Annotated in this window: 21 protein-coding genes; 15 read left to right on the top strand and 6 right to left on the bottom strand. The window is 70.8% G+C overall.

Going from position 1 to position 20,873, the window contains the following annotated elements; genetic code table 11:
* Positions 1 to 22 precede the first annotated feature (22 nt).
* Together KLK06_RS22980 and hisF are read left to right on the top strand one after the other, a co-directional pair.
* Positions 23 to 415, top strand: coding sequence for a Rid family hydrolase (locus tag KLK06_RS22980; RefSeq protein WP_214637636.1), 393 nt, complete (start codon positions 23 to 25; stop codon positions 413 to 415).
* Positions 412 to 1,173, top strand: coding sequence for an imidazole glycerol phosphate synthase subunit HisF (gene hisF / locus KLK06_RS22975; RefSeq protein ID WP_214637635.1), 762 nt, complete (start codon positions 412 to 414; stop codon positions 1,171 to 1,173). The genes KLK06_RS22980 and hisF overlap by 4 nt, the downstream gene beginning before the upstream one ends.
* Here the strand turns inward: hisF and KLK06_RS22970 are convergent.
* The 3 genes from KLK06_RS22970 to KLK06_RS22960 all read right to left on the bottom strand — a co-directional run bounded on the left by KLK06_RS22970 (position 1,170) and on the right by KLK06_RS22960 (position 3,556).
* The gene (locus KLK06_RS22970) at positions 1,170 to 2,531 is read right to left on the bottom strand and encodes a glutamine synthetase family protein (RefSeq protein ID WP_214637634.1); all 1,362 of its coding nucleotides are present in this window, start codon (positions 2,529 to 2,531) and stop codon (positions 1,170 to 1,172) included. The two genes, hisF and KLK06_RS22970, sit on opposite strands and share 4 nt — an antisense overlap.
* A gap of 61 nt (positions 2,532 to 2,592) precedes the next feature.
* On the bottom strand, positions 2,593 to 2,754 hold the full coding sequence (locus tag KLK06_RS22965; protein ID WP_214637633.1) for a hypothetical protein: 162 nt from the start codon (positions 2,752 to 2,754) through the stop codon (positions 2,593 to 2,595).
* A gap of 172 nt (positions 2,755 to 2,926) precedes the next feature.
* On the bottom strand, positions 2,927 to 3,556 hold the full coding sequence (locus KLK06_RS22960) for a TIGR03085 family metal-binding protein (protein ID WP_214637632.1): 630 nt from the start codon (positions 3,554 to 3,556) through the stop codon (positions 2,927 to 2,929).
* A 114-nt stretch (positions 3,557 to 3,670) separates the two neighbouring features.
* Between KLK06_RS22960 and KLK06_RS22955 the strand changes: the two genes are divergently transcribed.
* Both KLK06_RS22955 and KLK06_RS22950 read left to right on the top strand, forming a co-directional pair.
* On the top strand, positions 3,671 to 5,452 hold the full coding sequence (locus KLK06_RS22955; protein WP_250905873.1) for an ABC transporter ATP-binding protein: 1,782 nt from the start codon (positions 3,671 to 3,673) through the stop codon (positions 5,450 to 5,452).
* Positions 5,449 to 7,233: an ABC transporter ATP-binding protein gene (locus KLK06_RS22950; RefSeq protein ID WP_214637630.1), complete on the top strand. Its 1,785-nt coding sequence runs from the start codon at positions 5,449 to 5,451 to the stop codon at positions 7,231 to 7,233. Before KLK06_RS22955 ends, KLK06_RS22950 begins: the two co-directional genes overlap by 4 nt.
* 1 nt (position 7,234) lies before the next feature.
* Here KLK06_RS22950 and KLK06_RS22945 read toward each other — a convergent pair whose 3' ends face one another.
* Positions 7,235 to 7,627, bottom strand: coding sequence for an ATP-binding protein (locus KLK06_RS22945; protein ID WP_214637629.1), 393 nt, complete (start codon positions 7,625 to 7,627; stop codon positions 7,235 to 7,237).
* Positions 7,620 to 8,435 (bottom strand): MEDS domain-containing protein, encoded by an 816-nt coding sequence (locus KLK06_RS22940; RefSeq protein WP_214637628.1) that lies wholly within the window; start codon positions 8,433 to 8,435, stop codon positions 7,620 to 7,622. Before KLK06_RS22940 ends, KLK06_RS22945 begins: the two co-directional genes overlap by 8 nt.
* 154 nt (positions 8,436 to 8,589) lie before the next feature.
* Here KLK06_RS22940 and KLK06_RS22935 point away from each other — a divergent pair, with 154 nt between their 5' ends.
* Genes KLK06_RS22935 through KLK06_RS22925 form a run of 3 tightly spaced genes read left to right on the top strand, consistent with a single transcriptional unit; the run spans position 8,590 to position 9,954 of the window.
* A complete protein-coding gene (locus tag KLK06_RS22935) occupies positions 8,590 to 8,925 on the top strand; it encodes an STAS domain-containing protein (RefSeq protein ID WP_214637627.1) in 336 nt (111 codons plus the stop codon).
* Between the two features lie 55 nt (positions 8,926 to 8,980).
* Positions 8,981 to 9,331: a phosphoribosyl-AMP cyclohydrolase gene (gene hisI, locus KLK06_RS22930; protein WP_214637626.1), complete on the top strand. Its 351-nt coding sequence runs from the start codon at positions 8,981 to 8,983 to the stop codon at positions 9,329 to 9,331.
* Positions 9,328 to 9,954, top strand: coding sequence for a Trp biosynthesis-associated membrane protein (locus KLK06_RS22925; RefSeq protein WP_214637625.1), 627 nt, complete (start codon positions 9,328 to 9,330; stop codon positions 9,952 to 9,954). The genes hisI and KLK06_RS22925 overlap by 4 nt, the downstream gene beginning before the upstream one ends.
* Before the next feature lie 53 nt (positions 9,955 to 10,007).
* Here the strand turns inward: KLK06_RS22925 and KLK06_RS22920 are convergent, their stop codons facing one another.
* Positions 10,008 to 10,373 carry a MerR family transcriptional regulator gene (locus KLK06_RS22920; RefSeq protein ID WP_214637624.1) on the bottom strand — a complete coding sequence of 122 codons (366 nt, stop codon included), beginning with the start codon at positions 10,371 to 10,373 and terminating at the stop codon, positions 10,008 to 10,010.
* A 62-nt stretch (positions 10,374 to 10,435) separates the two neighbouring features.
* Here KLK06_RS22920 and KLK06_RS22915 point away from each other — a divergent pair, with 62 nt between their 5' ends.
* The 8 genes from KLK06_RS22915 to KLK06_RS22880 all read left to right on the top strand — a co-directional run bounded on the left by KLK06_RS22915 (position 10,436) and on the right by KLK06_RS22880 (position 20,826).
* Positions 10,436 to 11,887, top strand: coding sequence for an MFS transporter (locus tag KLK06_RS22915; protein WP_214637623.1), 1,452 nt, complete (start codon positions 10,436 to 10,438; stop codon positions 11,885 to 11,887).
* An 89-nt stretch (positions 11,888 to 11,976) separates the two neighbouring features.
* Positions 11,977 to 12,531 carry a DUF4190 domain-containing protein gene (locus KLK06_RS61560; protein WP_214637622.1) on the top strand — a complete coding sequence of 185 codons (555 nt, stop codon included), beginning with the start codon at positions 11,977 to 11,979 and terminating at the stop codon, positions 12,529 to 12,531.
* A 126-nt stretch (positions 12,532 to 12,657) separates the two neighbouring features.
* Positions 12,658 to 13,254: a CD225/dispanin family protein gene (locus KLK06_RS22905; RefSeq protein ID WP_214637621.1), complete on the top strand. Its 597-nt coding sequence runs from the start codon at positions 12,658 to 12,660 to the stop codon at positions 13,252 to 13,254.
* The gene (locus tag KLK06_RS22900; protein WP_214637620.1) at positions 13,254 to 13,685 is read left to right on the top strand and encodes a DUF2752 domain-containing protein; all 432 of its coding nucleotides are present in this window, start codon (positions 13,254 to 13,256) and stop codon (positions 13,683 to 13,685) included. The genes KLK06_RS22905 and KLK06_RS22900 overlap by 1 nt, the downstream gene beginning before the upstream one ends.
* Positions 13,686 to 13,804: 119 nt before the next feature.
* Positions 13,805 to 14,644, top strand: coding sequence for an indole-3-glycerol phosphate synthase TrpC (trpC, locus tag KLK06_RS22895; protein ID WP_214637619.1), 840 nt, complete (start codon positions 13,805 to 13,807; stop codon positions 14,642 to 14,644).
* Positions 14,645 to 14,682: 38 nt separating this feature from the next.
* Entirely contained in the window at positions 14,683 to 15,888 is a 1,206-nt protein-coding gene (gene trpB / locus KLK06_RS22890; protein WP_214638037.1) for a tryptophan synthase subunit beta, read from the top strand.
* 112 nt (positions 15,889 to 16,000) lie between these two features.
* The gene (trpA, locus tag KLK06_RS22885) at positions 16,001 to 16,801 is read left to right on the top strand and encodes a tryptophan synthase subunit alpha (RefSeq protein ID WP_214637618.1); all 801 of its coding nucleotides are present in this window, start codon (positions 16,001 to 16,003) and stop codon (positions 16,799 to 16,801) included.
* 137 nt (positions 16,802 to 16,938) lie between these two features.
* On the top strand, positions 16,939 to 20,826 hold the full coding sequence (locus KLK06_RS22880) for an endo-alpha-N-acetylgalactosaminidase family protein (RefSeq protein WP_214637617.1): 3,888 nt from the start codon (positions 16,939 to 16,941) through the stop codon (positions 20,824 to 20,826).
* Positions 20,827 to 20,873 lie beyond the last annotated feature (47 nt).

Here is a 20,873-nt window from a genome sequence, read left to right as displayed (position 1 = left end):
GGGAGGGGGCGTGATGGGCAACATGAGTATGGAAAGCACCGGACGGGTGTTCTCCGGAGGCATCTGGGAGGAGAGGTACGGCTACGCACGGGCGGTGGTCGTCGGCGATCGGGTGATCGTGTCAGGGTGCACCGCCACCGTCGACGGCGAGGTACGTCACGACGGCGACGCCTACCTGCAGAGCAGGACCGCCATGGACATCGCCCTGGAAGCGGTCGAGATGGGCGGCCTGACCAGGGAGGACGTGGTCATGGTCCGCTACTACGTGGTCGAGCACGGCCACTTCGACCAGGTCGGGCGGGCGATCGGCGAGGTGTTCGGGCGGGTACGCCCCGCCTGCACCGGTGTGCGGGTCGCCGGGCTGGTCGATCCGAAGATGCTGGTCGAGATCGAGATAGAGGCGTTGCGGGCATGACGGTAGCCGTACGGGTGATCCCGTGTCTGGACGTGGACGCGGGGCGCGTGGTCAAGGGAGTCAACTTCGCGAACCTCCGCGACGCGGGCGACCCGGTCGAGCTGGCCAGACGCTACGACGCCGAAGGCGCCGACGAGCTGACCTTCCTCGACATCACCGCCTCGTCGGGCGAGCGCGACACCATGCTCGACGTGGTGCGCAGGACCGCCGAGCAGGTGTTCATCCCGCTGACCGTGGGAGGTGGCATCCGCACGGTCGACGACGTCAACACGCTGCTGCGTGCGGGAGCCGACAAGGTGTCGCTCAACACCGCCGCGATCGCCAGGCCCGAGCTGCTCACCGAGGCGTCGCGGCGCTTCGGCGCGCAGTGCGTGGTGCTGTCGGTCGACGCGCGCCGGGCGCCCGGCACCGCGAGCGGCTTCGAGGTGACCACGCACGGCGGCCGGCGCGGCACCGGCATCGACGCGGTCGAGTGGGCCGCGCGCGGTGAGGAGCTCGGCGTCGGTGAGATCCTGCTCAACTCGATGGACGGCGACGGCACGCTCGACGGTTACGACCTCGAGATGCTGCACGCGGTCAGGGCCGCGGTCCGGGTGCCGGTGATCGCCAGCGGCGGCGCCGGGCGGCTGGCGGACTTCCCTCCGGCGGTCGCGGCCGGCGCCGACGCGGTGCTGGCGGCGAGCGTGTTCCACTTCGGGACGCTGAAGATCTCCGAGGTCAAGGACACGCTGCGGGTGGCCGGATATCCGGTCCGCTAGAACACTCGCATGTGGTGGAACAGCTCATAGGGGGCGTCCTGGGCCGCGAACGCGGCGGCCTCGGACCGCTTGACGGCCAGATAGGCGCTACGCCGTAGCGGGCCGAGCGCCTCCATGAGCAGTTCGTCGGCCTCCAGAGCGTCCAGCGCCTCGTCCAGCGAGGCGGGCAGGCGCCGGTAGCGGCCGGGCCGCGTGTCGGGGTCGACGTCGACGGCCTCGCCCGGGTCCAGCTTGCGGCGGATCCCGTCGAGCCCGGCGTGGATGACCGCGCCGAGCGACAGGTAGGGGTTGGCCGAGGAGTCGGAGGGCTTCAGCTCCAGGTTCGGCTCGCCGCTCTCGCCGAGTGGCGAGCAGATCCGGATCGCGGCCTCCCGGTTGTCGAGGCCGTGGACGGCGTACGCGCTGGCCCAGGTGCGCGGTGCCAGCCGCCGGAAGCTGTTGACGCTGCCGCAGGTCAGCGCGGTCAGGGCGGGCAGGTGCGCGATCAGCCCGCCGATGAAGCACTCCCGCAGCTCGCTGTCGTCGGCGAACATGTTCTGGGTGTCGTTCCAGAGCGACAGGTGCAGGTGGGCGCCGTTGCCCGCCTGGTCGGCCAGCGGTTTGGGGGCCAGCGACGCCCACATCGACATGCGCATCGCGACCCCGCGCACGGTCTCGCGGTAGAGGACGTGGTTGTCGGCGGCGCGTAGCGCGGGGGCGTGCCGTACGGACAGTTCCTGCTGGCCCGGGCCCAGCTCGGGGTGATAGTGCTCGACCCGCAGGCCCTGCGTCTCCAGGGCGCGGATCAGCTTGATCGTGTAGTCGTGGGCGGTGTCGAAGCCGGTGCCGGCGTAGCAGAGAGCGTCGTCGAGAGGCACCAGCCGGTCGTAGCCGCCCGCCGGGTCGGGCAGCCGGCGGCCGAGCGTGAACTCCGGCTCGAAGGCGGCCAGCAGCGTGTAGCCCGCGTCCGCCAGCGTCTCGACGGCGTCCTTGAGGAAGGTACGGGCGCAGGCCTCCCAGGGGGAGCCGTCCGGGTTGCGCAGATCGGACAGCATGGCCGCGGCGCCGGGGGCGTGGGGAAGGGGGACGAAGGTGGAGGGGTCGGGGACGATACGCACCTCGCCCACCGGACCGAGGTGCTCGACTTCCTGCAACTGGTCGAGCATGTTCATCGCCATCATGGCCACCGTGTGCCCGATCCCGGTGTTGAGTCGCTCGGCGAGTCGCGACCGGGATGCCGCCTTGCCACGGATGACGCCTCCGTGGTCGGCGTACAGGAAGCGGATCAGCTCGATCCCCTCGAGCTCGGCGCGTTCGAGGACCCGCCGGACGTGGGGATCAGGCTGATTGATCTTGGTGGCGCTCGGACGATCTCTCATTCTGCCTGCGTAACACGATCTGGCATCGTGGGGAAGCGTCTAGCGCAGACAGAACCACACGTCAGGTCAACACATTAGTAAAGAAGACGGCCAACTGGTTGGCGCCGTGGACGATCCCGTCGAACACGCCGTTGACCGCGGATGCGGCCTGGGCCGGCCGGGTGAACAGGTAGAAGATCACGAACGCCACTAGAACGTACGTGACCACCTTCTTGACCTGCATGGGGGCCTCCTGCAGTCCATTCCCAGCCGTATATACCCGGATCTGGGCGATCCTTGGCATCTTCTGTGAAGACGTTCCTTGATCCTAACCGGGGGGCTCGATTCTCACGCCATGGTAAGGCTAAGAGGTGTCGGCCGGGCCCCTAACCGAACCCTGAAACTTGGCGTACCGTTCACATACCCAGTCTGGCGTTCTTGAGCCGGGCGATGGCGTCGGCATCGCCGCTCAGCTCGACCCTCGCGTGCTCCTGGCGCCCGAAGCAGAACAGCACCAGCTCGCCCGCCCGGCCCGTCACCTCCACCTTCGGGCCCTGGCGCGCGCCGCCCAGCGTGACGCCGCCGCCCAGGCGGTGCAGCACCACGCCGACAGGCGATCTGCGCAGCATCAGCCTGCTGCCGCTGGCGACCCGCTTCCACATGATCTGCTCCAGGTCGGCGGGCAGCTCGCGGGGCTCCCACTCCGGCTGCGCGCGGCGCACGTCCTCGTGGTGGACGAAGTACTCCAGGGTGTTGACGGCGTCGTCGAGGAAGGGGAGCAGGCCGTACACGCCGCCCGGCGTGCGGACCAGATCGACCAGCTCGGGGAACGAGTGCTTGGCCTTCAGCCCCTCCTGCACCGAGGCCGTGTAGCCGGCCAGTGGCTTGAGGGCGATGCCGCCCGCCGCGTCGGGCCGGCGCTCGCGCAGGACCAGGTGGGCGGCCAGATCGGCGGTGTTCCAGCCCGTGCAGAGCGTCGGGGCGTCCGGGCCGAGCCGGTCGAGCAGGTCGCATAGCGCGGCGCGTTCGCTGCGAGCGTGAGTCACGCCGCCAACCCTACCCGCGGGAATAACGTGATGATCAGCCGTGATAGTCACATATGTAGAAATAGGCGGGGAAAGGAAACTTTACGAGTGGCGAGCAAGGTCACCTCGGCTGTCATGCGTCAAGGGTTGCGCGTCCTTGGGGTGGCCGTCCGCGCGGAGAAGGCGGTGTTCGCCGCGGCCGTACTGGCCAGCGCGCTGTATGGAGGCATGACCGTGGCCTCCGCCTGGGCGCTCGGCTGGGCCACGCAGAACGTCGTACTTCCCGCCTTCGACAAGGGCGACACCGCGGCGGGCGCGCTGTGGACCGGGATGCTGCTCATCATGGGCGCGGCGCTGCTCAAGTCGGTCGGCGTGGCGGGCCGCCGCATCCTGGCCGGGCTGCTGCAGTACCGGATGCAGGCCCGGTCGCGGCGCGCGGTCACCCGGCAGTATCTGCAGTTGCCGCTGTCGTGGCACCACCGGCACCCGACCGGGCAACTGCTGTCCAACGCCAGTGCCGACGCCGAGGCGGCTTGGGCGCCGCTGGCGCCGCTGCCCATGGCCGTCGGCGTGATCGTCATGCTGTTCACCGCGGCGATCGGGATGCTGCTGACCGATCCCATGCTCGCCCTGGTGGGCTTCCTCATCTTCCCGGCGATCGCCGTACTGAACCTGGTCTACCAGCGCCGGCTGAGCCCGCTCGCCACCCGCGCCCAGCAACTGCGCGCGGAGGTCAGCGAGATCGCCCACGAGAGCTTCGACGGCGCGCTCGTCGTCAAGACCCTGGGCAGGGAGGCGACGGAGACCGAGCGTTTCCGGCGGCGCGCGCACGAGCTGCGTGATGCCAACATCGCGGTCGGCCGGGTACGCGGGCTGTTCGACCCCATGCTGGAGGCGCTGCCCACGCTGGGCGTGCTCGCGGTGCTCGGCGTCGGCGCGCTGCGGCTGTCCACCGGCTCGATCGACTCGGGCGAGCTGGTGCAGGTCGCCTACCTGTTCACGCTGCTGTCCTTTCCCATCCGGGCGCTCGGCTGGGTGCTGGCCGAGCTGCCGCGCAGCGTCGTCGGCTGGCAGCGGGTGCAGGCCGTGCTGGACGCCGAGGGGTCGATGGAGTACGGCGAGGTCGCGCTGAGCGAGTCCCGGCCCGCCGAGCTGGAGGTGTCGGGCGTCTCCTACGCCTACGGCACGGACGCGGTGCTCCACGACGTCACCTTCGGCGTGCCCGCCGGCCGTACCATCGCGCTGGTGGGACCGACCGGGTCCGGCAAGTCGACGCTGATCCAGCTCCTCGTGCGGCTGGTCGACCCGGCTTCGGGACAGGTGCTGCTCGACGGCGTCGACGTGCGGCGGCTCGCCTACGGCGCGCTGGCCGAGTCCGTCGCGCTGGTGCCGCAGCAGACGTTTCTGTTCGACGACACCGTGCGCGGCAACATCGCGCTCGGCCTGGACATCGACGACGAGCAGGTGTGGGCGGCGCTGCGCGTGGCCCAGGCCGACGCGTTCGTCGGCAGGCTCGCCTCGGGCATCGACACGCGCGTCGGCGAGCGCGGCACGTCACTGTCCGGCGGCCAGCGCCAGCGGCTCGCCCTGGCCCGCGCGGTCGTCCGCCGCCCGCGCCTGCTCATCCTCGACGACGCCACCTCCAGCGTCGATCCGCAGGTCGAGGCCAAGATCCTGTACGGCCTGCGCGACGCGGCGTCGAGCGTCGTGGTCGTCGCCTACCGGATGGCCACGATCGCGCTGGCCGACGAGATCGTCTACCTGGACCGGGGACGCGTCATGGACCGGGGCAGCCACGAGGAGCTGCTGGGGCGCTGCGAGGGCTACCGGAACCTGGTGACCGCCTACGAGCGGGAGGAAGCCGAACGGGCCGCCATCGAGATCGAGACGATCGAAGAGGAAGAGGTCAGCGCATGAGCGTGGAGCAGGGGATCCGCGGCAACGCCGAGCGATCCGCGCTGGCCACGATCCGCCAGGGGTTCTCGCTCACGCCGGAGTTCCGCAGGGGCCTGATGGGGACGCTGGCGCTGGCCGTCATCGCCACCGTCGGCAAGATCATCGTGCCGATCGCGGTGCAGCAGACCATCGACACCGGCCTCAAGGGCGGCACCCCTGACATGCCGTACATCTGGCGGGCCGTCGCCCTGTGCGCCGCCGCGGTGATCCTTACCGCCATCGCCGGATATGTCATGAACGTTCGCCTCTACAAGGCGACCGAGTCCTCACTGGCCACCCTGCGGGTCCGCGGCTTCCGCCACGTGCACGACCTGTCCGTGCTCACCCAGAACACCGAGCGCCGCGGCGCCCTGGTCTCCCGCGTCACCAACGACGTCGACCAGATCAGCACGTTCATGCAGTGGGGCGGGCTGATGATCATCGTGGCGTTCGGCCAGGTGCTCGTGGCCAGCGTGCTGATGTTCGTCTACTCCTGGCAGCTCACGCTGCTGGTCTGGGTCTGCTTCATCCCGCTGGTGATCGCGCTGCCGCGCTTCCAGCGCTGGCTGTCGCGCGCCTACACCACCGTCCGCGAGCGTACCGGCGACATGCTCGCCGCCGTCAGCGAGTCCGTCGTCGGCGCCACCGTCATCAGGGCGTACGCCTCCGAGCGGCGCACCGCCGACCGCATCGACACGGCCGTCGACGCCAACCGGGCCGCGCAGATCAAGGCGCAGACGATCGTCGGGTTCGTGTTCCCGCTGACCGAGATCGTGGCCGCCGTGGCCATCTCCGGGATCGTCCTGCTCGGGGTCCGGCTCGGGCTGTCGGGCGAGATCACGGCCGGGCGGCTGGTGGCGTTCCTGTTCCTCGTCACGCTGTTCGTCTCGCCCCTGCAGACCGCCACCGAGGTGCTGAACGAGGCCCAGAACGCGGTCGCCGGCTGGCGGCGCATCCTCGGCGTCCTCGACACCCCGCCGGACGTGGCCGACCCCGGCGACTCCGGCGTGGAACTGCCGCGCGGCCCGATCTCCGTCGCCTTCGAGGACGTGCACTTCCACTACCCCGGCGGCGTCCCCGTGCTGCGCGAGGTCACGCTGTCGATCCCGCCGCGCTCGCGCATCGCGATCGTGGGCGAGACCGGCTCCGGCAAGACCACGTTCGCCAAACTGCTCACCCGGCTCATGGACCCGGTCGCGGGCCGTGTCACCGTGGACGGCCACGACCTGCGCGACGTGCGCTTCTCCTCGCTGCGCGCGCGCATCGTGATGGTGCCGCAGGACGGCTTCCTGTTCGACGGCACCCTGGAGGAGAACGTCCGCTACGGCCGGCCCACCGCCACGCGCGAGGAGATCCTTCTGGCCATGACCGAGCTCGGCCTGGCCGACTGGCTGGAGGGCCTGCCCGCGGGCCTCGACACCCCGGTCGGCCAGCGCGGCGAGTCGCTCTCGGCGGGCGAACGCCAGCTCGTCGCGCTCGCCCGCGCCTACCTGGCCGACCCCGACCTGCTGCTGCTCGACGAGGCCACCTCGGCGGTCGACCCGGCGACGGAGGTACGGCTGGCGCGCGCGCTGGAAGGCGTCACCCGGGGACGGACGGCCATCTCGATCGCGCACCGGCTGTCGACGGCCGAGAACGCGAACGAGGTGCTCGTCTTCGACACGGGACGGCTGGTGCAGCGGGGATCGCACGCCGAACTGGTGACCGAGCCGGGCGTCTACGCCGACCTCCACGCCTCCTGGGTGTCGGCCGCGCACTCGTAGCTCAGTCTGCCTGCCTGGCGGCGAATCGTACGCTGGTGCCGCCAGGGCCGGAGGAGACCGTGACCTCGTCGCAGAGCAGGCTGGTCAGCCACAGCCCCCGCCCGCGCGACTCGTGCCCGGGTGGAGTGCACGAGGCGCCCACCCAGCCCGGCGGCAGGCCGGGCCCCTTGTCGGTCACCTCGCACCACAGCCGGTCGTCGTGCCGCCACAGCCGCAGCAGGCCGCTGCCTCCGCCGTGCAGCACGGCGTTCGTGGTGATCTCGTTGACCGCCAGCACGAAGTCCTCCAGCCGCTTGCCCGCCAGCCCCTCCTCGGCCGCGTGCTCGGAGACCAGCCTCCGCAGAGCCGTGATCCGCCCTTGTGCGAACCGCGTACAGAGCACCTGCCTATACATCGCCGGCCCGGCGGACGGTGACGACCTCGTCGGCCCTGATCAGCCGCAGCACGCGCGCGACCGTCCCGCGGCACACCACCACCGTGCGGTGGCCCGTCCTGGCCAGCGCCGTCACCGCCAGCAACTGGGCCGACCCGGCGTCGATGAAGTCGAGCCCGGTCGCGTCGATGACCACCTCGGCCGCCACCGCCTCCAACTGCGTCAGCACCGAGGCGAACGCCTGCCTGTTGGTGATGTCGACGTCACCCGACAGCCGCAACCCCGGCTGCGGGCACAGGTTGGCGAACCGCAGCAGCGCCTGCCCGGGCGCGATCGGATGGATGGCCGCCGCCCGGTTCGCGGCCTCGGCCGAGAACAGCCCGCGATCGTACTGGCACACGGCCGCCAGCCACCGCTCACCGAACAACGTGTTCGCCGCCGCCTCGAACCCCTCCAGCCCCACCGCGTCGTGCACCCCCCACGCCGCGTCGACCAGCGCGTAGACGCCGCGATGACCGTGCTCGCGGGCCTGCTCACCGGCCGCGACCAGCTCACCCAGCAGCCACCGGGAATCGGCGTCCCCGCAGGACTTGATCTCGACCTGCCCGGCCGCCTCGGCCGCCGCCAGCCCCGGCACGAGCGGCGCCAGCCACTCCCGCGTCCGCGCCGGTGTGTCGGTGTGGGTGATGATCACCACTTTGGTATGGCGGCGCAGCCCGTTCACCGTGAACGCCCTGGTCGCCGCCATCCGCTCCCGATCCCCGTGGAACGGCAGACAGACGTGATCTCCCAGGTCGGGATCGAGGACGGAACCCGCGACGTCCACCACGATCGTCCCTCCCCGCCATGCGTAGCAAAGGAAAATACTCCGCCCCGTGTCATCACGTAATGCGTTCTTCACAAAACCCTCGGTAACTTGTCGCGGGCCCGTGTACCTTTTCACGCGGGGGCCCGCTAGTGGCGGAGTCATGAGGAGCATGAGCGTGGATGTGCTGGAAATGACGCGACGCCTACATGGCGAGCTCGTGGTCGTCAGCCTCGCGGGCGAGGTGGACGCGGACAATGTGTCAAAGGTCCGCAAATGCTTTGATGAGGCGGTCGCGACCCACGGACCGCGTCTGGTCGTCGACCTGAGCAATGTGACCTTCATCGATACGACAGGCCTGGGGGTGCTGGTCCGCCAGCTGGCCACCCTGCGAGACTGCGACGGCACCATGGCGCTGGTGGCCACCGACGGACAGGTGCTGAGACGCCTGCGCCGGACCAACATCGCACCGCTGTTCCCGATCTACGAGACGTTGTCGCAGGCACTCGACTGACGACCGGCCGCTGGTCGATTCGGGGAGTGGCCACCGCGGCTGGTTGAATGACGACATGTCCCTTGACCCCAAGATCGCCGCGCGGCTCAAGCGCAACGGCGACGGGCTGGTGCCCGCGATCGTCCAGCAGTACGACTCCGGCGAAGTGCTGATGCTCGCCTGGATGGACGACGAGGCGCTGCATCGCACGCTCACCACGGGGCGGGCCACGTACTGGTCACGCAGCCGCGGGGCGTACTGGGTGAAGGGGGATACGTCGGGACACATCCAGCATGTCAAGGCGGTGTCGCTCGACTGCGACGGTGACACGGTGCTGCTGAAGGTGGATCAGGTGGGGGCGGCCTGCCACACGGGCGACCACACGTGCTTCGACGCCGACGCGCTCGAGGTGACGATCACACCATGACCGACACCGGACCTGAGCCGGACGCCGCGCCTCGATCGGGGGAGCAGGCTGTGTCCGAGCCTGACGCCGCTGTTCGGCGGGGGCGGCGGGAGCTGGCCGGGTGGCTGGTGGGGACGGCGCTCGGGTGTGTGCTGGTGCTGGTCGCCGCGGGGCGTGCCTGGGTGACGAACGTGCGGGGCGCCGGGACGGGTGTCGTGGCCGCGCCGACCGGGGGTGACCTCAGCCCGGTGCTGACGCCGCTGGCGCTGGCGGGGCTGGCCGGGGTGGTGGCCGTGCTGGCCACCAAGGGGATCGGCCGCCGGGTGATCGGCGTGCTGCTGGCCCTGTGCGGAGTGGGCGCCGGGCTCGGCGCGTGGCGGGCGGCCGGCGGGAGCGGCGTGCTGAGCTGGCTGCGTGAGCGGAACGTCATGCGGGTGACCGGCGCGATCGAGTGGGACGCGGTGGCGTTCTGGCCCGTGGTGTGTGCTCTCGGGGCGGTGCTGATGGTCGCGGGCGGCGTCGTGGCCGTCGTACGAGGTGGCGGATGGGCCGGCATGTCCGCCCGGTACACCCGGGAGCCGCCCCCGCCCACCGACGACCGCTCCATGTGGGACGCCCTGGACCGCGGCGACGACCCGACCTAGCGCGGGACCCGGCGGCACCGGGATCTGGCGTGGGTCGCGGTGAGCGGCCCGACCTAGCGGGCGTCGCGGCGGACCGCGTCGAGGTAGGCGCTGATCGCGTCCCGGTTTCTGGCCAGGCAGCGGATGCGCGCGTCCATCTGGTCGCGCTGCTGTTCGAGGCTCTCGATCAGTTCCGGCGTGGCGTCCGTGACGTGGATCGTGCACGGATTGTCGAGGCACGGGAGGATCTGCTTGATGATCCTCGTCGGAACGCCGGAGTCGAGCAGGCCGCGGATCTGCGTCACCCGGTCGACGAGCTCCTCCGGGTAGTCGCGGTAGCCGTTCGCCGCCCGGCTGGGGGTGAGCAGCCCCTGCTCCTCGTAGTAGCGCAGCAGCCGGGTAGGCACGTTCGTACGCTCGGCCAGCTTTCCGATTCTCACCGGAACGACTCCTCCCGACGCGGCTTTCCTTCACACTAGTGTGAAGGTTCGATCATGGCCGCATGACATCTCGGGAATTGACCGCGGCGCCTGCCGCCGCGGGGGCGTTCGCGGCGGCCGGGCGCGCGTCCGCCACGCTGGCCGTGCTGTCGGTGGCGCAGTTCCTCATCGCCCTCGACTACTCGATCATCTATATCGCCCTGCCCAGCATCGCCGTCGACCTGCGGCTCGAACCGGCGCTCGCCCAGTGGATCGTGAGCGCCTACGCCGTGCTCTTCGCCGGGTTCCTCGTGGTCGGGGGGCGCCTGGCGGATCGGGTGGGGGCCAAGCGGCTCTTCGTCGTCTCCATCGTGCTGTTCGGCGTCGCCAGTGCGGTGGGCGGGGCGGCGGGGGACGGGACGTTGCTGCTGGCCGCGCGGGGGGTGCAGGGGCTCGGGGCGGCGCTGCTGCAGCCGGCCGTGCTCGGGCTGATCGGGACGACGTTCCCGGCGGGGGCGTCGCGGGCCAGGGCGCTGGCGGTCTGGGGGTCGGTCGGCGCCTCGGGGCTGGCGGCGGGGGCGATACTCGGCGGGCTGCTGACGGCGGCGTCGTGGCGGCTCACGTTCGTCATCAACGTCCCGCTCACGCTGCTGTGCGCTCTGGGAGCGGCCGTCTGGATCGCCTCGGCCCGGCCTTCCACCGACGAGGGCGCGCCCGTGGGGACTGGGCGCGTTCCCGTGCTCGCCTCGGTGCTCGGCACCGGCACCGTGCTCACGTTGGTTCTCGGGCTGACGCTCGGCTCCTCCCAAGGGTGGGGGTCGCCGGCGACCCTCGTCTGCCTCGGTCTTGCGGTGGTGCTGTTCGTCGGGTTCGTGTGGAACGAGGGGGTCTCGCCCAACGTCCTCATCGAGCCTGTGCTGCGGCGTACGAGATCGCTGCGCGCCGGGGCGGCGGCGACCGCGCTCTACATGGCGAGTGTCGGGTCAGAGTTCTACCTGCTCACACTGCTTCTGCAGGAAATGAAGGGATATACGCCGGTACGAGCGGGGTTGGCGTTCCTGCCGCTGGCGCTGATGGTGACCGTCGGCAGCACGACGGCGGGACGCGCCGTGCGGAGGTTCGGGGCGGCGAACGTGCTCGTCGCCGGGTTCGCCGTCGCGACCGTGGGCCTGCTCTGGCTCTCCCTGGCGCTGCACGGGGACTCCTACGCCGCCGATCTGCTTCCCGGACTGCTTCTCAGCGGGTTCGGGCACGGGGTCATCTACACGTCCATGTTCATCATCGGGACCCACGACGTGCCGGCCGCCCATCAGGGCACGGCGGGGGCGCTGCTGACCACGTCCCAGTATCTCTCCGGTGCCGTCACCGTGGCCGTCCTGACGCTCGTGCTGGGCGGGTCGCCCGGCCATGGCGACTTCCGTACCGCCTTCCTGCTCACCACCGCGGCGGCGGCTCTCGGCGGCGTGCTGGCGGCGGCGCGCGGCCGATCGAGGGCCTCGGCCGATCCCGCTCTGTCGCGGGCTCATCACAAATAATCCACGGTCTGAACCGTTGCCGGACCGCCGGACGTTTTGTCAATAAGCTTCCTCTGCAACGGGTCAAGAGGGGACGAGGAGCCACCGGCATGAGCTACGGGGACGAGGGCAACAGCGGGGGCTACGGCGCGCAGCCGCCCGGCGGGGGCTACGGCCAGCAGCCCGGATACGGCCAGCAGCCTCCCAGCGGTTATGGTCAGCAACCGCCCAGCGGCTCCTACGGCTGGCAGAACGGTTACGGCCAGCAGCCGCCGACCGGGGGCGGTTACGGTGACTACGGCTACGGCCAGCAGTCCGGCGGCTACGGCTATGGCCAGCAGCCGCCGGGCGCCTACGGGCAACCCGGCTACGGCGCGTACGGGGCTCCGCCGAGGTCCACCAGCGGCCTGGCCATCACCTCGCTCGTCCTGGGCATCGTCGGCCTGCTGTTCTGCGGCCTGACCAGCATCCCGGGCGCCGTCGTCGGCCACATGGCGCTCAGCCGCATCAAGCGGACCGGCGAGGAAGGCCAGGGCATGGCCATGGGCGGCCTGATCACCTCGTACATCACGATCGTGCTCTGGGTGATCCTTTGGATCTTCTTCGGCGGCATGTGGCTCGCTTTGGTGGGGCTCTCGACCGCCGCCACGGCCGGGAGCTACTGACCGGCGGGACTTTCAGTCCGGTCACAAAATGTCCGCAACGTGGACGTTATTCCACGTCGTTAGCGGTTTGTCGCTAGGCTGCCGCGCGCAACTCGCCACAGAATGACCACATGAGGAGCAATTAGAATGAGCTACGGAAACCAGGGCGACGGCGGTTACGGCGCCCAGCCGCCCGGCGGCGGTTACGGTCAGCAGCCGCCGAGTGGCGGTGGCGGCTACGGTCAGCAGCCGCCCGCCGGCGGCGGCTATGGCCAGCAGCCGCCCAGCGGTGGTGGTGGTTACGGTCAGCAGCCTCCGAGTGGCGGTGGCGGTTACGGACAGCAGCCGCCCAGTGGCGGTGGCGGCTACGGTCAGCAGCCCCCGAGCGGTGGCGGCTACGGCGCCCAGCCTCCCGGCTACGGCCCGCCCCCCGGCGGCGGCTACGGGCAGCCCGGCGGCTACGGCGCGCCGCAGAACCCGCCGGACAACCACCTGGTCGCGGCCATCCTCACGACGCTGTTCTGCTGCCTCCCCTTCGGTATCGTGTCGATTGTCAAGTCGTCACAGGTGAACTCGAAGTGGCAGGCCGGTGACTACCAGGGCGCCGTGCAGTCCTCGGAAGAGGCCAAGACGTGGTGGAAGCGCGCGCTGATCTTCGGCGCGATCATCAACATCCTCATCGTCATCGGTTACATCCTGCTCTTCGTGATCGTCGCCGCGAACACCTCGACCTCCGGATACTGATGGGCATCGCGAACATCGAGTGGCGCGGCACCGACCGGCTCAGGTCCGTGCTCGCGCCGCTCGGCGTCGCCGCCGCGGCGGGGGCGGTGTTCGCGGTGGTCGGCACGATCAACCCCAACGAGCCCGGTCACTATCCGACCTGCCCGTTCCTGTGGGCCACCGGCCTGTACTGCCCGGGTTGCGGTACGTTGCGCACCATCCACGCGCTGGCCCACCTCGACCCGGTGGCCGCGCTCGGCCTCAACCCGCTCGCCATGGCGATGATCCCCTTCCTGCTGTTCTGGTGGGGGCGCTGGCTGGTCCGCGCCTGGCAGGGAAAGCCGCGGCGGACGACACTCGCGCATCCCGCTTGGCTTTGGGCGTTTCTCGGCATAGTGCTGGTGTACTGGGTGGTCCGAAACCTGCCATTCGGCGCGTTCCTCGCGCCGTAGTCGGGGGTCTGTGGTGAGGTGACCGGTGTGGGGCCGATACCATCGCAGGACAGGCCGGGAGCGGACGCGATGCGAACTCTCTGCCGCCCCCAACTGCCGACCGGAGGGACCCCAAGCGCGTGAGTGAGCGGACCGAAGGGCCGAGCGTCCTCGACGACATCCTCGACGGGGTGCGCGCCGACCTCGCCACCCGTCAGCAGGCCGTGTCGCTTGACGAGCTCAAGCAGCGGGCCGACCGGGCTGCCGCGCCCAAAGACGCGTTCGCCGCGCTCGGCGGCGACCGGATCTCGGTGATCGCCGAGGTGAAGCGCTCCAGCCCGTCCAAGGGCGCGCTGGCCGCGATCGCCGACCCGGCCGCGCTGGCCGCCGACTACGAGGCGGGCGGCGCCCACGTCATCAGCGTGCTGACCGAGCGGCGCAAGTTCGGCGGCAGCCTCGAGGACCTGGCCGCGGTCCGCGCCCGCGTCGACATCCCGATCCTGCGCAAGGACTTCATCCTCACCTCCTACCAGCTCTGGGAGGCCCGGGCCCACGGGGCCGACCTGGCGCTGCTGATGGTGGTCTGCCTGGAGCAGGAGGCCCTGGTGTCGCTGATCGAGCGGGCCGAGTCCATCGGGCTCACCCCGCTGGTCGAGGTGCACACCGAGGAGGAGCTGGAGCGGGCGGTCGCGGCGGGCGCCCGGATCATCGGGATCAACGCCCGCAATTTGAAAACACTTGAGGTCGACCGCGACGTGTTCGCCAAGCTGGCGCCGAAGGTCCCCGATAATGTGCTCAAGATCGCGGAGTCGGGTGTTCGAGGTCCGCATGACCTGCTCGCCTACGCGCGGGTCGGCGCCGACGCCGTCCTGGTGGGCGAGAGCCTGGTCACCGGCAAGGATCCACGCAAGGCCGTGGAGGCGCTGGTGACCGCCGGCGCCCACCCCGCGACGCGCCCCGACCACGGAGCAGAGGGATAGCAGTGGCAAACGACGGCACCATCCTCACCGCCGCCGACCTGGCGGGCAACGGCGCCTACGGCAACGACCCCGACGTGCACGGCAAGTTCGGCATCTTCGGCGGTCGCTACGTTCCCGAGGCGCTCATCCCGGCCCTCGACGAGGTTGCCGCGGTCTACGAGAAGGCCAAGAACGACGTCGCGTTCCTGCGCGAGTTCGATCACCTGCTGCGTACGTACGCGGGCCGGCCGACCACGCTGACCGAGGTGCCGCGCTTCGGCGAGCAGGCCGGCGGCGCGCGGATCATCCTCAAGCGCGAGGACCTCACGCACACCGGCGCCCACAAGATCAACAACGTGCTCGGCCAGGCGCTGCTGACCAAGCGGCTCGGCAAGAAGCGAGTGATCGCCGAGACCGGCGCGGGCCAGCACGGCGTGGCCACGGCCACGGCGGCGGCCCTGCTCGGCCTGGAGTGCGTCATCTACATGGGCGAGGTCGACTGCGAGCGCCAGGCGCTCAACGTGGCCAGGATGAAGCTGCTCGGCGCCACGGTGGTGCCGGTGAGCAACGGCTCCCAGACGCTCAAGGACGCCATCAACGAGGCGTTCCGCGACTGGGTCACCAACGTCGACACCACCCACTACCTGTTCGGCACCGTCGCCGGCCCGCACCCGTTCCCCGAGATCGTGCGCGACTTCGCGCGCATCATCGGCGTCGAGGCCCGCCGTCAGATGCTGGAGCTGACCGGCCGGCTGCCCGACGCGGTCTGCGCCTGCGTCGGCGGCGGCAGCAACGCGATCGGCATCTTCCACGCCTTCATCGGCGACGAGGGCGTCCAGTTGCACGGCTACGAGGCGGCCGGCCACGGCCTGGCGAGCGGCGAGCACGCGCTCACGCTCACCGCCGGCTCGGTCGGCGTGCTGCACGGCTCGCGCACCTACGTCCTGCAGGACGAGGAGGGCCAGACCATCGAGTCGCACTCGATCTCGGCCGGCCTCGACTACCCGGGCGTCGGGCCCGAGCACGCCTGGCTCAAGGACAGCGGGCGGGCGACCTACCACGGGGTCACCGACGACGAGGCGATGGCGGCGTTCTCGCTGCTGGCCAGGACCGAGGGCATCATTCCGGCCATCGAGTCCTCCCACGCCCTGGCGGGCGCGCTGGAGCTCGGCCGTGAGCTGGGGCCCGAGGCGACCATCCTGGTCAACCTCTCGGGGCGCGGCGACAAGGACATGGGCACGGCGATGAAGTACTTCAACCTCTGACGGCCCGGGGTTCGCGCCGCACCGGCTCTGGAAGATGCCCGAGCACAGCGGCCGATGGCACCATGGCAAGGACGGCGGCGATGCGGCCCTCGACCACTGAGAACGGACGATCATGACTACTCTTCAGACGGTTTTCGCCACGGCGAAGGCGGCGAACCGGGCCGCGCTCGTCGGCTACCTGCCCGCGGGCTTCCCGTCCAAGGAGGGCGCCGTCGCCGCGGCCGCCGCCCTGGTCGAGGCCGGCTGCGACGTGATCGAGATCGGTCTGCCCTACTCCGACCCGCTCATGGACGGGCCGACCATCCAGGACGCCGTGCACCGGTCGCTGCTCAACGGCACCCGGATCGCCGACGTCATGCGGACGGTCGAGGGGGTCGCCGCCACCGGCGCGGCCACGCTGGTCATGACCTACTGGAACCCGATCGACCGCTACGGCGCCGAGCGGTTCGCGCGTGACCTGGCCAACGCGGGCGGCGTCGGCACGATCACGCCCGACCTGACGCCGGAGGAGTCGGAGCCGTGGCGGGCGGCCTCGGCCGCGGCGGGCATCGACACCGTGTTCCTGGTGGCGCCCAGCTCCACCGAGGCGCGCATCAAGGCCGTCGTCGACTGTTGCACCGGGTTCGTCTACGCGGCCTCCCTGATGGGCGTCACGGGCGCCAGGGAGACCGTCAACGTGGCGGCCGAGGATCTGGTCAAGCGCACCCGCGCGCACACCGCGCTGCCGGTCTGCGTGGGCCTGGGCGTCGGCACCGGCAAGCAGGCGGCCGAGGTGGCCGGCTACGCCGACGGCGTCATCGTGGGGTCGGCGTTCATCCGCCGGATGCTCGACGCTCCCGACGAGGCCGCGGGTCGCGAGTCGATCGCCGTGCTGGCCCGCGAGATGGCCGAAGGCGTCCGCTCCCGCGCCTAACCGGTTCTGTCAAATCCCGCGACTCGCAACCGGACAAGTGTCAGTATTTCTGGCGTCGGTCCATAGCGCGTGTCGCGGCGGCGGGTGTGGGGGTCGGGGCCACACCCAGTGCGACGCATACCTTTGAAAGGACATATATGCGTCGACGTCCGGTTATCTTGGTGGCCGCCCTCGCCTTATCGGCCGTCGCTCTGGCCGCTCCCGCACAAGCCATCCGCATCCAGGCGACTCCCGCACAAAGCGACGCGGCCGGCCTGACGCCCGAGCCCACGCCCACCTACGAGCTGCCCTCGCCGGACCTGTCGCCCACCGGCCCCACGCCTCCGCCCCCCACGCAGCAGAACCTGGCCCCCGAGCCCACCACCGTGGCCGAGCCCGTCACGATCTCCTCCGGGCAACTGGCCGTCGAGCTCGACCCGGCCTTCCCGAGGATCCTGCGCTACACCGACAAGGCGAGCGGCGCCGTGCTCGACGGCAGCACCGCGCTGCCCGGCGTGGTGCTGAACGGCACGCCGTACCAGGCCACGGTCGCCCTGCGCGGCACCGACGGAGCTTCGGCCCGCTACCGGCTGACCGTCGAGGCGGGCGTCACGCTGGACGCCAGCATCCGGGTCAAGGGCCGGGTGACGACCTTCGCGATCGACGCGGTCACCGACACCGAGGCGTTCCGGGTCAACACGATCGACCTGCCGGGTCACGACCTGGTGTCGGTGTCGAGCGACCAGCCGGGCGCCGCGACCGCGTTCACCAGGCTCGACCCCAACTCCACCCGTACGGCCGACGTCTTCGCCGCCGTCACCCCGCGGACCGCGCCCGACGCCGCCCCGATCGGCGCCTCGTACGCCATCGTCAACACCGGCTCGCTGGCCGCCGCCGTCGAGTCGAACTCCACCTACGACCGCCCCTCCGGCATCACCGACAAGGACGCGGCCCGCTTCTGGCACCAGGCCAGGCAGGAGGACGGCGGCCGGGTCAGGGTGGGCGTGTGGAGCGGCCAGTGGACCTACCGGGGCACCGGCGCGCCCTTCACCGAAGACCTGCCGTGGGCCAAGGTCGTGGTCAGCCCCGACGCCAACGGTGACGGCGCCCTCGACTGGCAGGACGGGGCGGTCGCGTTCAGGAGCATCGGCGTCAAGGCGCCCGGCGCGGACCGGACCAAGGACCGGGTGATCGCGCACATCCCGTTCAACTTCTCCAGCCAGGCCACCCACCCGTTCCTGCGCACGCTCGACGACGTCAAGCGGATCTCGCTGGCCACCGACGGCCTGGGCCAGCTCGCCCTGCTCAAGGGCTACCAGTCGGAGGGCCACGACTCGGCCCACCCCGACTACGGCGGCAACTACAACAAGCGCGCCGGCGGTCTGGCCGACCTCAACACCCTGCTGAAGACCGGAAAGGAGTGGAACGCCACCTTCGGCGTGCACGTCAACGCCACCGAGTCCTACCCCGAGGCCAAGAACTTCAGCGAGCAGCTCGTCAACAAGGACACCAAGGGCTGGAACTGGCTCGACCAGTCGTACCTGATCGACCAGCGCGGCGACCTGACCAGGGGCACCCTCGCCAAGCGGTTCCAGCAGCTCCGCGCCGAGACCGACAGGAACCTGGCCGTCCTGTACGTGGACGTGTACCGCCCGCACGGCTGGGTCGCCGACCGCCTGCTCACCGAGCTGCGCGGGCAGGGCTGGCAGGTGGCCACCGAATGGGCCGACAAGCTGGAGCGCTCGTCGCTCTGGTCACACTGGGCCAACGACCTCAACTACGGCGGAGCCACCAACAAGGGGCTGAACTCGCAGATCATCCGGTTCATCCGCAACGGTGAGAAGGACGTCTGGAACGCCCACCCGATCCTCGGGAACGCCCGCATCGTGGAGTTCGAGGGCTGGACCGCGGAGAACGACTTCACCGCCTTCTACCGCAACATCTGGGAGCACAACCTGCCGGCCAAGTACCTGCAGCACTACCAGATCACCGACTGGAACACCGACGAGATCGTCTTCACCGGCGGCGTGCGCGGCAGGCTGGTGGACGGCAGGCGCCAGTTGTTCGCGGGCGGTCACAAGGTGCTCGACGGCGGCACGTACCTGCTGCCGTGGGAGGGCAGGTACTACCACTACAACCCGGCCGGAGGCACCACCACCTGGGACGCCACCCGGCCGCTGACCGTCTACAAGCTCACCGACCAGGGGCGGGTGCGGGTGGGCGTCGCCACTCCGGCCGACGGCAAGATCACTCTGCGGGCGGAGGCGGGAGTGCCGTACGTGCTCTACCCCGGCAAGGCGCCCGCCCGGTCCGCGCCCCGGTGGGGCGAGGGGAGCGGCGTCCGCGATCCCGGCTTCAACGGCGACGGACTGCGCGACTGGCAGGTCACCGGTCCGGTGAGCATCCAGCGGAACGAGCGCGGCCAGCGCATGGCCCTGCTCGGCGGTGGGCCGCAGGCCCGGCTGGAGCAGCGGCTGACCGGCCTCCAGCCGGGACGCGCCTACACCGCCTCGGCCTTCGTCGAGGTCGAACCCGGGCAAGCCAGGCAGACCACCCTGGAGGCCGGTGGGCAGAAGGGGACGATCCAGCGCTCGACGGCGAAGAACTACATCGCCTCGGACGAGAAGCACGACACCTACTTCCAGCGGGTCAAGGTCGCCTTCACCGCGCCGCGCGACTCCGTCACGCTGCGGATCACCGCCGCCGCCGGGGAGGCGAAGGTCCGGGTGGACGACGTACGGCTCATCAGGAGCGACCCGGCCGGCGACACCGAGACGTTCGAGTCCGCCGAGCCGGGGTGGGGCCCGTTCGTCAAGGGTGACGCCGGTGGCGCGTTCGACGCCCGTACGCACCTGGCGGAGCGGCACGAGCCGTACACGCAGGCGGGCTGGAACGGCAAGACCGTCGACGACGTGATCAGCGGCGACTGGTCGCTCAAGGCGCACGAGGAGCGGCAGGGGCTGGTCTACCGGACGGTGCCGCAGACCGTCCGCTTCGAGCCGGGACACGCCTACGAGGTGTCGTTCGGCTACCAGAGCGCCCTGGCCGGCGCCTATGTCTGGGTGACCGGCTACGACAAGGGCAGCTCCAGCGTCGAGACCCGGCGGACACCGGTGCCCGAGCGGCGGACCACGGGCAGGTTCGCCGAGCGGGTCGTCGCGGGCTGCGGCGAGGTCTGGGTCGGGCTCCGGTCGCTGCTGGCCGAGCAGGCCGGGGCCGACTTCGTCCTCGACGACTTCGCCGTCAAGGACCTCGGGGCCGATCCCGAGGCCCAGGCGTGCGGGTCGCTGGACGTGGTGCCCGCCTCACCCGCGTTCGAGCAGGGGGCGGCCTCCGACGTCACCACCACGTTCGTCAACCTGGAGGACGTGGCGGCCCAGGACGTCAAGGTGACGCTGGCCGTACCTCAGGGATGGGACGTCGCCGGGGCCGGCACCGGCACCGTGGAGCCCGGCGGCAAGCTGGTGACCACCTGGAAGGTGACGCCGCCCGCGGACGCGCCCTACGACACCTACGAACTGAAGGCCAGTGCCGTCTACACGGCGGCGGGGGCCGCCAAGTCGCTCGAGGCGGTGGCGACGGTGCGGACGCTGCCGCCGCCGCCCGCCGCCGACGCCTGGGCGAGCGACCTGGAGTGGGTCAGCGCCGCCAACGGCTGGGGGCCGGTCGAACGCGACCGCTCCAACGGCGACCTCGGCGCGGCCGACGGCACGCCGATCGTGATCGGCGGGCAGACGTTCGCCAAGGGGCTGGGCACGCACGCGCCCGCCGACGTCCGTTACTACCTCGGCGGCCGGTGTACGGCCTTCACCGCCTCCGTCGGCGTGGACGACGTCCAGGCCACCAGGGGCTCCGTGGAGTACAGCGTGGTCGCCGACGGGGTGGTCAAGGCACACAGCCCGGTGCTGCGCGCCGCCGACCCGGCCTACGAACTGACCGCCGACCTCACCGGCGCCCGCTACGTGGACCTCGTGGTGGGCGACGGTGGCGACGGCAACGGTAATGACCATGCGGACTGGGCAGCCGCCAGGCTGAGCTGCGGGTAACGTCGGTTTAGTGAGCATCGCGTACGGCTGGAGTACGCGAAAACTGT

It is taken from the genome of Nonomuraea sp. NEAU-A123, assembly GCF_018603905.1.
GTDB lineage: Bacteria > Actinomycetota > Actinomycetes > Streptosporangiales > Streptosporangiaceae > Nonomuraea.
This window is presented reverse-complemented; position numbering and strand designations above follow the sequence as displayed.